This is a genomic window from Fictibacillus sp. FJAT-27399 (genome assembly GCF_001510655.1).
In the GTDB taxonomy this organism is placed as follows: domain Bacteria; phylum Bacillota; class Bacilli; order Bacillales; family Fictibacillaceae; genus Fictibacillus_C; species Fictibacillus_C marinisediminis.
Genome location: NZ_LMVC01000003.1, coordinates 379,292 through 394,522, shown reverse-complemented (window position 1 = coordinate 394,522; position 15,231 = coordinate 379,292). Strand labels below are relative to the sequence as shown.

Sequence of the window (15,231 nt, the reverse complement as noted above, 5' to 3'; positions counted from 1 at the left end):
TCGCTCCTGCATTTCCTATTTCTTATATCGGTTTAAAATAACAAGACTGAAGCTATTCACGTAAAAATAGGACTTTTGATTAATCGGTATAGTAAGACCTTCCTAGATCAACAAGCTTCTTTTGCGCTTCGAATTCATTGGTTTTCAGATCACCCATGATTTTCTTTTTGCATGAGCAGCAGAGTCGCCCTTCCTGGGTCGGACCCTCACATGTTTCACATGGATAATAAAAATTCGGAAACCCGACCACACGGATTCTGCCCTGGCGGATAAACTTTGTGATTTTCTCTTCATCCACCCCGGTTTGCTGATGAACATCAAGCAAGGTTGCCTGCCGATTCTCCCGCTTCCTCATATACTGAAACACCTTTTCAAACATCAGCTCTTCTTCCGTGTAGCACGAATCACATACTGAACGAAGGTGCTGAACATATAAATTTCCACAGCTTGGGCAATTTTTCAATTCTCCCATTCCGATCACTCCTCTAATATCTCTACCGTAATTATCGGAAGGAAGATTGGAATGTTGATAGACCCTCATCCGAACTAAACAAAAAAAGTGAAAACCTTCCTTAACGGCCGAGTGTCATGGACGAAACCTGCAAAGCACTTGCTTCCTTCAGCATCCTTGCAGCCTGTCTGAGCGTTGCCCCCGTTGTATATACGTCATCAACAAGAACGACGCATTTTCCTTCAGTCAACTTAGCGTCAACAGCCAGCTCAAAAATTGTTTCCTTCATCTCCAGCCGCTCCTGTCTTGACTTCTTACTCTGCTTCTTTTCATGCAAGACCCTTTTCAGTGCATACACGATATCCACACCCAATAATTCCGCCAGCAACTGCGCCTGGTTAAATCCACGCTCGTAATGCCTTTCCTGACTTAACGGCACAGGAACGACCACAAATCCTTTAAACTCGTGCAAATAGATTTTTCTAAGCTCCTGTCCAAACCCCTTCACCAGCTCGGCATCACCTCTATATTTCAGCCGGCTGATCAATTCCTTTAAAAGGTCGTTATAGACATACAATGACCGGTTCTTAACGAGAACACCCCGCCAATTGTCGTCTTCTTCCCAACGTATACAGTCGTTACAACGGTTATCTTGTCGATATTCCTCGGGAAATAAAGAAAAAGAACGTCCGCAGATCTCGCATATTTCCCCTCCAATTCTCTCTAAGGATGAGTTGCATTCCTCGCAAAAGTGCATTTCACCTGCAATGCCAAGCACAAAGCTCCAGCTCACCGTCTCGTAAAAACCTTCATCACAAAACAGGCAATAATTCATAAACCAGCCTCCTGATTCATCCCTTCAATGTGCCGTCTAGCATCCACCATCGCATTCGTTTTTCCATAATGAAAAAACACAACCTCTCCTGCCGGGTCATCCTTGCTTCGTCCGGCACGACCGGAAATCTGCACGAGTGCACTCTCCGTAAAAATATCCTCTTCTGCACCGAGCACTGCTACATCCGTATAGGGAACTGTAACACCGCGCTCTAGGATCGTCGTTGTCACCAATATGGATATCTCACCATTCCGGAACTTCATGACCTTCTCTTTACGATCAGGATCTTCTGCATGCACACCCTCAATACCCGGGAAAACTGCCTGCAATAACGCCGCCACCTGATGTAGAGCCACAACAGATGGAACAAACAAAAAACCCTGACGCTTTACTTCCAACTGATGCTCCACCCAGTTCATCACGTTTTTTGGCAATCTGCCTTTCTTCAATCTCTTCTTCCAATTCCCGCACCATACAAACTGAGGAACAGGCAGCGGGTAGCCATGGAACCGAAGCGGAATCTTCACATGAGGAAGCCCTCCTGCCACTGCTCTTTTCTTCATCTTCCTTCCCGGAGTTGCACTCAAATAGACGAGCAGGGCATCCTCCTTCTTTGCCTGAAGAACCGCATACTCCAAAGACGAGTCATACGAATACGGAAAAGCATCCACTTCATCAACCACCACGAGATCAAACGCATCCCGATAACGATATAATTGGTGTATTGTTGAAACCACAAGCTGTGCACCTTCCAGCTTCTCCTCACTTCCTCCATACAAACCTGCCAAAGTAACACCAGGAAACACTTTACGAAGCCGTGGCAGCAGTTCGAGCACAACATCGGTTCTCGGAGTGGCCAAACAAACTCTCAGTCCAGCCTTCAATGCTCTCTCCAGTCCATAAAAAAGCACCTCTGTTTTCCCAGCTCCGCACACCGCCCAAATCAGCAACTCACCTTTACCCCCAACACGGGAAACCAACTCATCCGAAGCCTTCCTCTGAGCAGCCGACAGCTTCCCTTCCCATTCCAACCTAACCTCATTCACCTTCCACTCCACCTCCGGACCGCACCAGCGGACAAGCGGTGTACACTGACTCACCCGTCCCATCACAAGGCACTTCCGGCAGTAAACACATTCCCTCTCCTTACACCGAAAACAGGAAAAAGACGAAAACAAACGCGGCTTATCGTTGCCACAACGCTTGCATACAAACGAACCGCCAGCTTCTTCAATTCCTTTTTCATAAGCTAAGCAGCCATTAAGATAGTGCTCATGAATCACATCAATCGAGTAGGGAAGTTCTTCAAACAAGAGGAGTTTGCCTGATAAAGAGGCTTGTAGTTCAGCAGAAAAGGGGTATACCTCACTAAAATCGGGGGTATCAAGGACTTGAAGCTTGTGAAAGGAAACAGGCACAGTACTGACATCAGGCGGCTTCAGCACTTCAGGAACCGCCACGCTTTTTCCATCAACAAAAAAAGAGACGAACCTCATGGTGCCGTCTCCTGTTGAATAGGAATTTTCATATAAAATCCCTCCGTATGTTTATTTAGACTTTGATTCTTTTCTAAAGGCTCTTTTCTAAAAGATTGTTGCTTTGGGAAGTCTTCTGTAAGAATCCTTCATTGCCAAGTTGATTGGAGTGCAAGGGGCGAGACTCCTGCGGGAGATGCGGGACAGGTGAGACCCACAGGCGCCATGCGCCGAGGAGGCTCACCGCCCGCCCCGCGGAAAGCGAGCATCCTGAAACGGAAATCAACTACTCCTATGAGCAACAAAGGTTACGAAAACAGCCTTTATTTAATTTTTCATCCACGTGATGCCGATCGATCCTTCGCCAAGGTGGGTCCCAATAACAGGGCCAAAATAATCTACCGCGACATCAGCATTGGGATATCTCTCCTGAATATCGGCTGCGATTTCCTTTGCCTCTTCTTCACGCTGGGCATGGATCACACTGACTTTGAAACTCTCATCCTGCTTTACCGATTGCTCCATGAGGTGATGAATGCGGGAGATCGCTTTTTTCTTTGTACGGATTTTTTCGAAAGGAACTATTCTTTTATCCTGAAAATGAAGCACAGGCTTGATCTGCAGAAGATTCCCAACGAGAAGCTGGGCCGCGTTCATTCGTCCGCCGCGATGCAGGTGGTTGAGGTCATCGACCACGAAATAGGCGGGAATGCCTCGCTCTTTCATAGAGTTCAGTTTCTCCATGATTTCCGTTGCATTTGCTCCCTCCGCCGCCATTTCGACTGCTTTGTACGTATAAAAGGCTTGCGGGGCGCAGCTGATCTCAGAATCAAACACATGGAACTTGATGCCTTCCACCATGTCTGCGAGTTCGCCGATGGATGGCTGTGACGTTTTAGGAAGGGCTCCTCCCTTGCCAACCATCCCGTAAAAATCATCCTTGTTAAGCTCCACTTCTTCCTTATACGATTCATTGCCAAAAATAACGTTGAGCGGAATCATTACAATGTTTTTTTCGTTTCTGATGTGTTCTGGTATATATGCCGTGCTGTCTGTCATTATCGCTACCTTGCTCATTGTAATTTCCTTTCCTGACAGTATTTCGTCCGTTGTCTCATCTACGTAGTAGTTTACACGAAACAGGCGCCGTTTTCATTAAAACGGCGCATTTCTTTATCTCTGTTTTTCTTTCCTTCTCCATCTTTCATCCATTTCCTTCCTGAACCTTTTCCTCTTTATCCATGAGCTGACAAAGAGCCAGCGCCCCATAGAGCGGGGATTGATCCTTTAATCCCGCAAGGACAACCTCGGTCGGGCACGGCACAAACTCTTCAAGCATGCTTTTTATTTTTCCAAGGAACCAATTTCCCGACTGAGCAACGCCTCCGCCGATGACAATCGTTTCAGGATTGATAAGGGCAGCAGCATTGACGATGGCCATCCCCATATGAAGGATGCCTTCCCGGATAATGCCCTGGGCGAGCTTGTCTCCCTCCTCCGCGAACTGAAACACATCTGATGCTTTCAGTCTATTTAGCTCTTCTCCAGAAACCTCACCGTCCAGCCGTTTTGCCTCCCGGTAATGGTGTGCGATAGCCACACCGCCCATTTTGCTGCTTAAAAAGCCATATCCGTCCTTGATTGGAATAAATGAACCCGTAGCCGCTTCAGGATCGCTGATCATATGGCCCACCTCCCCTGATGCCCAATGGGCTCCACGGTAGATTTCACCATTGATCAACAATCCTGCTCCGATGCTCGTTCCGATCATGAACAGCAGGACATTTTTCTTTCCCTGTGCGGCACCGTAATAGACCTCGCCCAGCAATCCGCCATTTACGTCATTATCGATATGAACAGGTACGCCCAGCATTTCTTCTGCTTCTTTTTTCAGCTCATAATCCTGCCACTTTAGATTAGGGGCATGAAACACCACACCCGTATCCGGATCAATGACACCTGGTGCCACGATCCCTGCCGAAACAATATCCTCCCAGCTGACATTCTTTTCTTCAGCCATCTCTTTAGCTTGTTTCGCCAATTCTATTAAAACACCGGAATCCACAAATTCCTGTGTCGGAAATTCTCTGTTTGCCAGCATTGTACCATCTGCTTCAAAAAGGGCTGCTTCCACATTGGTACCGCCAATATCTGTTGTTAGGTAATATTTATCTCCCATGTATGCCACCACTCCTGTTTTTCTTACTATTACCCCTGGCAGGATAGAAAAAAACGGTTTAAAAACAGGACATGGTTCTATGGTAAGAGTCCTTCTTAAAGAGGGTTCAATGGACCTAATAATTTTTTTGTAAAAATTTGAGAGTAAAAGAAGGAAAACGTCGAAATTGTAAGAAATTAGTAAAATATATTCATGAATTGGAGGTACTTCATACTATGCAGCATAATCTATATATCGTGGCACTATCTGTCGTCGTTTCCATTGTCTACACATTCGTCGCCTTAGATTTTGCCCGCAGAAGTAACCGTAAAACGGAGTCATCCCGCCGTTTGTGGCTGTTCAGCGCTTCATTGACCATGGGGATCGGAATATGGGGTACGCATTTCGTCGGGATGATGTCTGTGAACATGTCTTTGACTGCAGCCCATCATATTCCCGCCATCAGCCAATGTATGCTGATCGCCGTTGCCGGAACATATGGGGCCTTTTATTTCACCAAATCCTTTCATAAAAAAAGCAGTGTCTTTCTTTCTGCCTTCTTTATGGGCTCCTGCATCATCGCCCTTCATTATTTCGGAATGAAAACAGCAGCCATAAACTCCAATCTCCACTATGACTTTTTTGTATCTACCCTTGCTGCTGCAGCCGCTTATCTATTTTCAGGCATCGCGCTCTACCGCCAATTTTCTGCCTCTCAGCCCTCATTATTCACCCAATTCATCAATAGTCTGTTTATGGTTTTGGCATTGACGGGATTACATTATATCGGTGAAAAAGCGATGCTTATGAAGTCTCATCACATTTTTCTAATCATGCACGATCCACGCCTCGGAAGTCTTTCTTTGATCGCTACGGCTATTGTAATCGTTGCTTCGTTGTTCATCGCACTTCTGTATGTACTGGGGGCAATGAGTGATCAGCAGCTGAAGCTGAAATCATTGCAGCTGGATGAAAGCGAACAGCGCAACCATTCCTTGATCGCACTGAATCCAGATGGCGTTTATATGATCGGCAAGGACAGAAAGATTACAGGCGGCAATCATTCTTTAGAAAAGATCACGGGCTATTCTGCAGATGAACTGCAGGGCTCTCTCTATACCTTTCTCCTGGCCCCATCAGAAGCAGAGAGAACAGAAGAGTTTTTTCAGCGTACACTTGCCGGTGAACCGATCAAACGCGAGACACGCATCAAACATAAAAACGGAACAGAGTTCGAGGCAGAAATTACAAATATCCCTTATTTTGTTGAGAACAAACTGATTGGCATTATCGGTACGATCAAGGACCTGACAGAATTCAGGATCATGGAAGAGAAATTACGCCTGTCGGAAAAACTAGCCGTTGTCGGAGAACTGGCTGCCGGGGTTGCCCATGAGATCCGCAATCCCCTCACCTCGCTTAAAGGTTTTACACAGATGTTCAAAGATCATCCCAACATTCCTGGCCGTGAAGAATATTTAAATATCATGCTGGAAGAGATTGAATCCATTAATCTCATTACCAATGAATTTATGGTGCTGGCTAAGCCTCATTTGAGGATGACAAAGCGGATCGACCTGCTCCCCTTGATCAAACAGGTTACCCTGCTTTTGACCGGGCAGGCAAGCCTCAACAATACACAGATTGAGACGCAGTTTTACATTGACAGCGGAACAGTTAAAGGCGAAGAAAACCAGTTAAAGAAAGTGTTTGTTAATGTGATCAAGAACGCGATCGAAGCTATGCCTGATGGCGGAAAGGTAACAATAACCGTTACAGGCATTCAAAACGAAAATCTGCTCATTCAGATCAAGGACGAAGGTGTGGGAATATCTGAAGTCCACTTAAAACAGCTCTTCCACCCTTTTTTCACGACTAAAGAGAACGGCAAGGGACTCGGATTGATGGTCAGCCAAAAGATTTTGGATAACCATATGGGGCATTTACGGTTCACGAGTACGCTTGGTGAGGGGACGCTTGCAGAGATCACGCTTCCTGCTGAAAGTGTGACAGAACTTCCAAGCCCGACAGCAAGCTGAAGGGTTTTAAATGAAGGCTGTTTTCTAAAAGATTGTTGCTTTGGAAACATTTCTGTAAAGTGCCTTCATTGACAAGTTGATTGGAGTGCAAGGTGCGAGACTCCAGCGGGACGAGTGTGACAGGTGAAACCCGCAGGCGCTTGCGCCGAGGGGTTCAGCGCACGCCCTGCGAAAGTAGGCGTTTACGCCGGTAAAAGCGAGCATCCTGGAACGGAGATCAACCGCCCTCATGAGCTGCAAAGGTTAACAAATAAAAAAAGCCTGGCTCAAACAGAACCGGGCTTCCACAAGCATTTACTATTTTACTTTTACCCAGCCGTTTTTAATGGCTTCAACAACCGCCTGGGTTCGGTCGTTCACGTTCATTTTTTGAAGAATATTGCTCACATGGTTTTTAACCGTTTTCTCAGAGATGAACAGGTCTTCTCCGATACCGCGGTTGCTTTTTCCGTCTGCCAGCAATTGCAGTACTTCACATTCACGGCGTGTCAGGATATGAAGCGGTTTGCGGTACTCAATTTCGTTAAGGCCGATGTTGTTCGGATTGTTGGCATTGTTCTTCGTTGTTGTAGACAAACGGCGGAACTCATTTAATAGATTGTACGTGATCTTCGGGTGAAGATACGCTCCGCCATCTGCTACGACTTTCACTGCTTCGATCAGGGAGTCAGCATCCATTTCTTTTAACAGGTAGCCGGAAGCCCCTGTCTGAACCGCATGCGTCACATAGGTCTCGTCATCATGGATGGAGAGAATGATCACTTTCGTATCGGGAGCCTTTTCAACCAAACGGCGAGTTGCTTCTACACCATTGATATGCGGCATGTTGATATCCATCAGCACAACATCAGGATGGTGCTCGTTCACGATATCCTCGGCTTCTGAACCGTCATCTCCTTCGGCTACAACAGAGAATTCGTCCTCCATATCCAGGATGCGCTTTACGCCTTCCCGGAACAATCGATGGTCATCAATAATTGCAATTCTTGTTTTGTCCGGTGCAGAGGCACTGGATTCATAAACATCTACACTTCTCATTCTGAACCCTCCCGATCTCGTATAGGTATTTGAATATAAACGTTGGTTCCAATGTTTAGACGCGAATTGATTTTCAGAGTGCCTTCCAGCAGCTCCACGCGTTCTCTCATGCCGATCAGCCCAAATGAATTGGTCTTTTGCGGTACTGTGGCATCGAAACCTTTTCCGTCATCTTTTACAAATAAGGATACATTGCGGTCCGTGAATTCAATTTTCACCGAGATGTTCTTCGGCTCTGCATGCTTGCAAGAATTCTGGACAGCTTCTTGAATCAATCGAAATAACGCTATTTCCATCTTCGTATGAAATCTCCGCTCATTCCCCATCGGAACGAGTTCGATCTCAATACCGGTACTTTCCTGGACGTTGCGCAAGTATTTTTTTAATGTAGGGACGAGCCCAAGGTCATCAAGCGCCATTGGCCGGAGATCATAGATAATTCTCCTGACTTCCCTTAAGGAGGCTCTGACCATCTCTCTTAAGTCTCTAATTTCAGTTACTGCTGCTTTTGTACCTTTTTCATTAAACACCTTTTCGACCAGCTCGGAACGAATCAACACATTAGCCATAAGCTGGGCCGGACCGTCATGGATCTCACGTGATACCCGGCGGCGTTCTTCCTCTTGAGCTTCAATGATCTGAAGGCCAAATTCCTGCTTTTGCTTGGCATCTTCCACAAGCTCATTAATTTTCAGTAAATCTCCGCTTAAATAGTTCAGGACAACCGATATCTGGCCGACGAGTGATTCTGCTTTAGACACCGTCTCTTTCAGGCCATTTAAGCGCCTTTCCAAATCGTTTCGTTTTTCCCGCAGCTGTTTTTCAGTCTGGCGGGCAATGGACATTTCGATCTGAATGGCGTTCGCGCTTTCGTATGCGTCGCGAATATCGCCCTCACTGTACTTTTGAAAATGTTTGCTTACTTGAGCGAGCTTTGACCTGGCAAACTTGGACCTTTCTTCAAGCAGGTCCGACCGGTCAATGGCCTCGAGCGCTTTTTCCTTCACATCTTCAAGCTCTTTATTCAGCCGAAGAAACTCCTGCCGAGATTCCTCGCTGATATCAAACACTTGAGTCTGGCTTACTTTAACGGTATTGATGGTTTCTGTAAGAATGCCATCTAAAAGCTTTGGATCGATTTGTGTTTTAGCTGCCATCTTGTAAATATCCTCCAATTAAAACGATAAAGAAGAACAGACTTTAGTTCTAGAACCATCCTACCTAATTTAAGCTTGGGTCTTTCTTACCATGAATCCAAATAAAAACATTTATTCCATAAATCTTTCGTATGAAAAAGGAAGTTTATGTCTATTCTGCAAAGAAATTTGTAGGAAGGTTGCTCGCGCCTTATAATGAAGGATAGCACTAAATCCCCTTAATTTGTAGTTTTTTCGGGATAATTTTTATGAGAACTTTACATTTTTCCATTACCATTTATCTTATTGAAATTTATTACTAATTAAAGGTTTTTACTTAAATCCATTAGTAAGGAGCACGTTAAAAATGTTATCCAATTATTTTACTGTCAAAGAAACCGGCGAGCATGAGATTGTCATCGAGCGGTCAAGGTTCATCGCTCATTTCGCCAGGGCAACGACTGAGGCAGAAGCGATAGAATTTATTCAACGCATCAAAAAAATGCATCATAGCGCCAACCATAACTGTTCCGCCTATCTGATAGGGGAGCATGACCATATCCAAAAGGCGAATGATGATGGAGAGCCGAGCGGTACAGCCGGTGTTCCGATGTTAGAAGTTCTGAAAAAAAGGAAATTAAAAGATGTAGTCGTTGTGGTTACCCGTTACTTCGGCGGCATTAAACTCGGAGCAGGAGGATTGATACGCGCTTACGGGAAGAGTGTGAGCGAAGGATTGAACGCCATCGGGGTCGTCGAACGGAAACTCATGCAAATTGTGCATACTAAAATCGACTACACTCTTCTCGGCAAAGTAGAAAACGATATAAGGTCCTCTCCCTATATGATCAAAGAGATCAATTACCTCGAACAGGTCGAAATTTTAACGTATGTTGCGGTAAAAGACTTACAAAACTTTAAAGAATACTTAATAAACCTCACGAATGCACATGCTACAATAGAAGACGGTTCATTGGAATATCTGGAAGAAAAAATCTTGTGATTCTATCCCCATTTATCTCAGATATTGTCGAAACCTATGGACTGTAGGGTTGAATTATTGAGAGATCAATTAGGGAACTTTTCCGTTAAAGTGAGGAATAAAACATGAGTTATTATAATGAAGAAAGGCAGCCTACACGGCTTGTCAGAAGGAGAGTCAAGAAAAGGAAACGCCGTCCTTTTCGGCGCTTGATCCGTATTATTCTCGTTCTCCTTGTGCTTTGTATGCTGGGCGGAGTCGCGTATGCCGGCTATTTAGCGTATAAGGTTAAATCAACGGCAGACAACAGCTATAAAGGACTTGCCCATGGCAACAAATCCGATCTTCGCATGGATAAAGTCACAATGGGTAAAGACCCTGTCAACATTCTCCTGATGGGTGTCGAAGACTATAAAGGCTCACCAGGCCATTCCGATGCGCTGATGGTACTGACCATCAACCCGGATACCAAGGAAGCATCGATTGTAAGTATCCCAAGGGATACTAGAACGTACTTGCCTGATGTGGGACGCAAAGACAAAATCACCCATGCTTATGCTTACGGCAAAAAAGGCCATAAAGAGCAGGCTACGATTGATGCGGTAGAGCATTTCCTTGATGTTCCGATCGATTACTATGTACGTACAAACTTCCAGGGCTTCAAAGAAGTTGTTGACTCTGTCGGTGGAATTACAGTAGACGTACCATTCGACTTCTATCAGAAGAACTTGAAAGGCCACAAGATCTACTTCCATAAAGGAAAAATGGATCTGAACGGCGACGAAGCACTAACCTACGTACAAATGCGTAAACAGGATAAACGCGGGGACTTTGGACGCCAGGAACGCCAGCAGCAGGCAATGAAAGCTGTAGCGGACAAAGCGCTGTCCATCAAGTCCATCTCAAGGGCGGACAACCTGCTGAACTCTGTAGGAGACAACGTTCAAACGAATATCTCCTTAAAAGAAATGTTCGGCATGAGAAACTTCTACAAACAAATTCAAAGTAAAGAACTTGAACGCATGAACATCGGTGGACAGGATGAATACATTAACGGTGTTTACTACTTCAGCCCTGATGAGCAAGTCGTTCAAAAAGTAAGAGACCGTATTAGAGAGATCCTTAATTATAAAGGAAAAGGCTCCGCTTCCGCTGACAGCAGCAGTTCTGATGGGACTAGCGAGCAAAGTCAGGGAACAGGAGAATAAGATAAAGAAGAAACCCGCCGATTGGCGGGGTTTTTTTTGTGCCTTTTTTGAAAAATGCTTTAGTTTGCAAGTAAAGTTTAGGTTTTCGCAAGTAATTGGATAAGTTTCGCAAGTATTTTGTGTCGAACCGCAAGTAATCCGACTAATTTCGCAAGTAAAACAGTTATTTTTGCAAGTAAGCGTCACTGGCTGCGCAGTTATGCCTTTAAATGAGGGCCTACTACCCTAGTGATAGAGTATAGAAGGAGAGCATCCCCCTTCTGTAAGCCTCACATCTCCCTTATTTAACGCTTTTTGAACAAGCTTAAGGGGAGAGAGTTTTCTACTTGAACATATTCCTATACAAGCCTGTGAGACAAACAAAAAAGGTGCCAGGCACCGGCTTTTGACATATGTCAAAAACGGGTGCCTGGCACCTTATATTTAGTTATTCCTTGTCCGGGCTGTTGACCTGCATGGTGCCGATGAACTTCTTGTAGAGGAAGAGCACCGGGCGGTATTTGTGATGGACGAGTCCGATGATCTCTGCGATGACTTCAAGCATCAGCAGAAGTCCGATGATGATCACGACAGAGCCCCACAGTGTACTGGATTCAAACACGACGGCAGCGACGCTGAACACGATGCTGAGCGCGTAGATCACGAGTACGGTCTTGCGGTGGGACCATCCCAAGTTGATCAGACGGTGATGCAGATGTCCTTTATCCGGTGCAGAAATCGGCTTTTTGTTGGCCATTCTGCGGATGATGGCAAAGGAAGTATCGAAAACCGGGACGCCAAGGATGATGATCGGTACAACGAAACTAAACAGAGTAACGCTTTTATACAGTCCGAGCAGTGACAGAATCGATATGGAGTAGCCGAGGAACAGAGATCCTGCATCACCCATAAAGATTTTGGCCGGATTAAAGTTGTACATCAGGAAGCCTGCAGTAGAAGCTGCGATGATGAGGGCGAGGGAAAGAATCATCATGTTTCCGTTTAATCCCGCCATGATCGCGATGGTCACCATCACGATGACAGATACACCCGCTGCCAGGCCATCCAGGCCGTCAATCAGATTGATCGCATTGGTGATGGCGATAATCCAGAAGATAGTCGTGATGTATGCCCATGGACCTAAATGAAATGTACCAACAAAAGGTATGGTGATCAATTCAATGGTTAATCCTGTAGAAGCTACGAGAAGGGCCGCAAAAATCTGGCCGACAAGCTTAACTCTCGCACTTAATTCGTATTTATCGTCAATCATGCCAATCACGACAATAAGAACTGCACCTACAATAATCCCGGTTAGCTGCATTTCATACAGGCCCGAGACAAAATATCCGACAACTACGCCAAGGAAGATACCGACTCCGCCCCAGCGAGGCATTAATTTTTGATGTACTTTTCGTTGATTTGGTTTGTCGGTCACATTCAGGCGGACCGCCAGCTTAATGATAAAAGGCATGGCGACCACGACAACCGCGAACGACACCACCGCAGCAATGATCAATTGAACATTCATGTTATCCCTCTTTTTCCAACTCTTCAATGGATTTAAGCAAGGGTCCTCCTGCTTATGTTGCCCAACAACGCCCCATGAAAATTCGCATTCATCTTCTTCAGAAATTATATCTCGAAACCGTGATAAACAAAAGTAAAACTATGCTTGTCCGGCGAAGAACCGGAATTTCCGCTTCATAATTGCCGATCATCTCTACTCTTTACCACTAAAACAGAGGTTTGAAGCTACTTTTTAAAAATTTCCGGCAGCAGCAGAATGGAGGCGCTAAGCATCAGTCCTACCAGGAGACCCAGCACAGCCTTCCTTTTCGGATCCCCGGCCATGTCTGTCGTACCTACTTTTTCAAGAAGCTTTGGTTCTTTTACTTTCAGCACTCTTGTTTTCAGGTCAAATAAATATTCTTCTTTCTTAATGGTGCCTTCACCAGAGACTTGTGTTCCTTCTACCTTCTTGATTTGATCCTCCAGTGTTGTTTTCCATTTTTCAGTTTGGTGGTTGCTTTCTTTCATGAATTCTTTCACCACTGGCTTCAATTGGGACTTTGCTTTGCTTTTATCCTCATCCATCAATGACAGCGTGATGATCGTATCTGTTTCAGGAACGACCTGAAGTTTGTCTTTCATCGCCTTTTCTTCATCCTTGTTCAAACCTTTGACAGAACGTAAAAACTCTTCGCTCGTAAGGTACTCTTTCGCACTGTCCGGCGTGTTCAGGATGGAGTTTTCAGCTTGTCCCAGCTTCACTTTCGCGGTCGCCTGGGACGTGCTCGGCGCTTTTGAAGCCATAAAGTAGGCGATCACTGTCGTTAAAACAGGAATCAGCAGCAATAGAACGAAGAATTTTTTGAACCGCTGCCAGATACTTTCCGTGATTTCTTTCATTTGCTTGTCCATACACTTACTCCCTTACTTCTTTGGTCGATATTGAACCTCATTTTGTTTCACTCTCCAGAAATTAATATAGCTGATGGAGAATGCGAAAAGCAGCCAGAGGTAGTTTAGAGAAATTTGCGAGCTTGGGCTGATGCAGGAAAGCGAGAAAGCAATCATGCCGCCAAGCAGCCCTTCACTGATCATTTTTTCATAAAGGGTATCACTTTGCCTGAAGATGCGGAAAAGCTGCAGGATGACCCAGAGATACAGGAGGACATAACCGGCAAAAATAACAGCTCCGTAATTGACGAGAATCTCGATCCACCAGTTATGGACGTTGATGATTCCCTTCGTCGGAAATTCCGCAAAATGCATGAGATAGTATTTAGAGTTCCCCGAACCGATGCCGAATCCAAAGCTTTTTTCAAAAAAAAGCAGTCCGTTCTTAATAAGGTTGGACCGGATATCGACCGAGGCGATCTCGGCTTGTGAACCGCTTGCCAGCAAGCTGTGGAGCATGCCTTCTACTTTTCCGATGGCAGCAGCAAACTTTTCTTTAAATAAAACCACCAAAGCGGCCATGCCTATGAAACCGAGAATAACAAGGCTCCTTTTCACTTTCTTGTTTGTTAAAAAGACAAACCAGAAGGCAAGACCCAATGGGATCGCGATAAAATTCGCCCTGGATGACGTAAAGACCATCACATAAAGAGAGAGAAGCATCAACACGGTTCCCGCAGCCTTAAGAAGCCATGACCTCGTCCGGTGTACAAAGGCTAATACGAGAAAAAAACTGACCGAAATAAAGCTCGCAAAATCATTCTCGTTCACAAAAACGGATGTCGGTATCCCCTTTTGATACTCTGCCACTTTATTGATCCTTGAGATGGCAAGATGATGATGCGTCACATGGTTCCACAGCCCGATCACGGTCAGCACGGCGAACATGCCAAGCCAGATCCAGTACACATGCTTAAACTCCTCTTCCTTTTTCATGAGAAAGACCATAAAAAAGATGAGAGAAATCCCGATGATCAAGAAGATCAGGTCAACCGCACCCATTGAAAGGGAGCGGCTCCAGCTTAGGGAGAAGAGGGCGTACAGCACCCAGAACAGGTGGAAGTAGAGCACAGGTTTGACCTTTACCCTCTCCCACTCCAGCACGTCTCTTCTAAAAAGGGCGAGATAAAGAACGGCTGGAACCATCAAAACGTAAATCATCCTGTACGGAAACATCGAGATCGGCCCTACGGGAATGCTCATGATTCCCGCGCCCAGGAATGATGAAAAAATCAGGAGATAAAGCAGCAAGTTCATCATCGGAATCTGCTGCACAACCGGTTTGATAGCGATAAAAACAGCCATTAAAGCGACGTATCCTGCAAGTGCCGCTGTCAGAAGCAGCGGTGACTGGACTGGCACTCTGTCGATCAGCCAGCTGCCCGTAATGGCCGCAAAGCATAACGCCAGAATGAGCTGTGTAATTTTCGATTGAAAAAGACTCCGCAAATCAGGCATGTACTTCCC

The 15,231-nt window shown here is 45.4% G+C and carries 14 protein-coding genes; 3 read left to right on the top strand and 11 right to left on the bottom strand.

Annotation, left to right across the window (positions count from 1 at the left end):
* Window positions 1-79: 79 nt before the first annotated feature.
* The 6 genes from AR335_RS16005 to AR335_RS15985 form a co-directional block, all read right to left on the bottom strand.
* A complete protein-coding gene (locus AR335_RS16005) occupies window positions 80-472 on the bottom strand; it encodes a TIGR03826 family flagellar region protein (protein ID WP_062237756.1) in 393 nt (130 codons plus the stop codon).
* Window positions 473-572: 100 nt separating this feature from the next.
* Window positions 573-1,286 carry a ComF family protein gene (locus AR335_RS16000; protein WP_062237754.1) on the bottom strand — a complete coding sequence of 238 codons (714 nt, stop codon included), beginning with the start codon at window positions 1,284-1,286 and terminating at the stop codon, window positions 573-575.
* Window positions 1,283-2,782 (bottom strand): DEAD/DEAH box helicase, encoded by a 1,500-nt coding sequence (locus tag AR335_RS15995; RefSeq protein WP_062237752.1) that lies wholly within the window; start codon window positions 2,780-2,782, stop codon window positions 1,283-1,285. Before AR335_RS15995 ends, AR335_RS16000 begins: the two co-directional genes overlap by 4 nt.
* A gap of 73 nt (window positions 2,783-2,855) precedes the next feature.
* The gene (locus tag AR335_RS24250) at window positions 2,856-3,047 is read right to left on the bottom strand and encodes a hypothetical protein (RefSeq protein WP_156419036.1); all 192 of its coding nucleotides are present in this window, start codon (window positions 3,045-3,047) and stop codon (window positions 2,856-2,858) included.
* A gap of 41 nt (window positions 3,048-3,088) precedes the next feature.
* Entirely contained in the window at window positions 3,089-3,838 is a 750-nt protein-coding gene (locus tag AR335_RS15990; RefSeq protein WP_062237750.1) for a DegV family protein, read from the bottom strand.
* A gap of 127 nt (window positions 3,839-3,965) precedes the next feature.
* Window positions 3,966-4,940 (bottom strand): ROK family protein, encoded by a 975-nt coding sequence (locus AR335_RS15985; RefSeq protein WP_062237748.1) that lies wholly within the window; start codon window positions 4,938-4,940, stop codon window positions 3,966-3,968.
* 215 nt (window positions 4,941-5,155) lie between these two features.
* Here AR335_RS15985 and AR335_RS15980 point away from each other — a divergent pair, with 215 nt between their 5' ends.
* Window positions 5,156-6,958 (top strand): ATP-binding protein, encoded by a 1,803-nt coding sequence (locus AR335_RS15980; RefSeq protein WP_062237747.1) that lies wholly within the window; start codon window positions 5,156-5,158, stop codon window positions 6,956-6,958.
* 297 nt (window positions 6,959-7,255) lie between these two features.
* Here the strand turns inward: AR335_RS15980 and AR335_RS15975 are convergent, their stop codons facing one another.
* Complete coding sequence (locus AR335_RS15975; protein WP_053356968.1) at window positions 7,256-7,996, bottom strand: response regulator; 741 nt, start codon at window positions 7,994-7,996, stop codon at window positions 7,256-7,258.
* Window positions 7,993-9,153 carry a sensor histidine kinase gene (locus tag AR335_RS15970; protein ID WP_062237745.1) on the bottom strand — a complete coding sequence of 387 codons (1,161 nt, stop codon included), beginning with the start codon at window positions 9,151-9,153 and terminating at the stop codon, window positions 7,993-7,995. Before AR335_RS15970 ends, AR335_RS15975 begins: the two co-directional genes overlap by 4 nt.
* 346 nt (window positions 9,154-9,499) lie before the next feature.
* Between AR335_RS15970 and AR335_RS15965 the strand changes: the two genes are divergently transcribed.
* Both AR335_RS15965 and AR335_RS15960 read left to right on the top strand, forming a co-directional pair.
* Window positions 9,500-10,135 (top strand): YigZ family protein, encoded by a 636-nt coding sequence (locus AR335_RS15965; RefSeq protein ID WP_062237744.1) that lies wholly within the window; start codon window positions 9,500-9,502, stop codon window positions 10,133-10,135.
* A 104-nt stretch (window positions 10,136-10,239) separates the two neighbouring features.
* Window positions 10,240-11,322 carry an LCP family protein gene (locus tag AR335_RS15960; protein ID WP_062237742.1) on the top strand — a complete coding sequence of 361 codons (1,083 nt, stop codon included), beginning with the start codon at window positions 10,240-10,242 and terminating at the stop codon, window positions 11,320-11,322.
* A gap of 427 nt (window positions 11,323-11,749) precedes the next feature.
* Here AR335_RS15960 and AR335_RS15955 read toward each other — a convergent pair whose 3' ends face one another.
* The 3 genes from AR335_RS15955 to AR335_RS15945 all read right to left on the bottom strand — a co-directional run bounded on the left by AR335_RS15955 (window position 11,750) and on the right by AR335_RS15945 (window position 15,222).
* Complete coding sequence (locus tag AR335_RS15955; protein ID WP_062237740.1) at window positions 11,750-12,832, bottom strand: MraY family glycosyltransferase; 1,083 nt, start codon at window positions 12,830-12,832, stop codon at window positions 11,750-11,752.
* 224 nt (window positions 12,833-13,056) lie between these two features.
* Complete coding sequence (locus tag AR335_RS15950; RefSeq protein WP_062237738.1) at window positions 13,057-13,725, bottom strand: hypothetical protein; 669 nt, start codon at window positions 13,723-13,725, stop codon at window positions 13,057-13,059.
* A gap of 12 nt (window positions 13,726-13,737) precedes the next feature.
* Entirely contained in the window at window positions 13,738-15,222 is a 1,485-nt protein-coding gene (locus tag AR335_RS15945) for an O-antigen ligase family protein (RefSeq protein ID WP_062237736.1), read from the bottom strand.
* Between the last annotated feature and the right edge of the window lie 9 nt (window positions 15,223-15,231).

Excerpts from the sequence above, each read along its gene's own strand:
- AR335_RS15975 (WP_053356968.1), bottom strand. The coding sequence starts at position 7,996 with ATGAGAAGTGTAGATGTTTATGAATCCAGTGCCTCTGCACCGGACAAA.
- AR335_RS15965 (WP_062237744.1), top strand. The coding sequence starts at position 9,500 with ATGTTATCCAATTATTTTACTGTCAAAGAAACCGGCGAGCATGAGATT.
- AR335_RS16000 (WP_062237754.1), bottom strand. The coding sequence starts at position 1,286 with ATGAATTATTGCCTGTTTTGTGATGAAGGTTTTTACGAGACGGTGAGC.
- AR335_RS16005 (WP_062237756.1), bottom strand. The coding sequence starts at position 472 with ATGGGAGAATTGAAAAATTGCCCAAGCTGTGGAAATTTATATGTTCAG.
- AR335_RS15980 (WP_062237747.1), top strand. The coding sequence starts at position 5,156 with ATGCAGCATAATCTATATATCGTGGCACTATCTGTCGTCGTTTCCATT.
- AR335_RS15945 (WP_062237736.1), bottom strand. The coding sequence starts at position 15,222 with ATGCCTGATTTGCGGAGTCTTTTTCAATCGAAAATTACACAGCTCATT.
- AR335_RS15970 (WP_062237745.1), bottom strand. The coding sequence starts at position 9,153 with ATGGCAGCTAAAACACAAATCGATCCAAAGCTTTTAGATGGCATTCTT.
- AR335_RS15955 (WP_062237740.1), bottom strand. The coding sequence starts at position 12,832 with ATGAATGTTCAATTGATCATTGCTGCGGTGGTGTCGTTCGCGGTTGTC.
- AR335_RS15995 (WP_062237752.1), bottom strand. The coding sequence starts at position 2,782 with ATGAGGTTCGTCTCTTTTTTTGTTGATGGAAAAAGCGTGGCGGTTCCT.
- AR335_RS15950 (WP_062237738.1), bottom strand. The coding sequence starts at position 13,725 with ATGGACAAGCAAATGAAAGAAATCACGGAAAGTATCTGGCAGCGGTTC.
- AR335_RS15990 (WP_062237750.1), bottom strand. The coding sequence starts at position 3,838 with ATGAGCAAGGTAGCGATAATGACAGACAGCACGGCATATATACCAGAA.
- AR335_RS15960 (WP_062237742.1), top strand. The coding sequence starts at position 10,240 with ATGAGTTATTATAATGAAGAAAGGCAGCCTACACGGCTTGTCAGAAGG.
- AR335_RS15985 (WP_062237748.1), bottom strand. The coding sequence starts at position 4,940 with ATGGGAGATAAATATTACCTAACAACAGATATTGGCGGTACCAATGTG.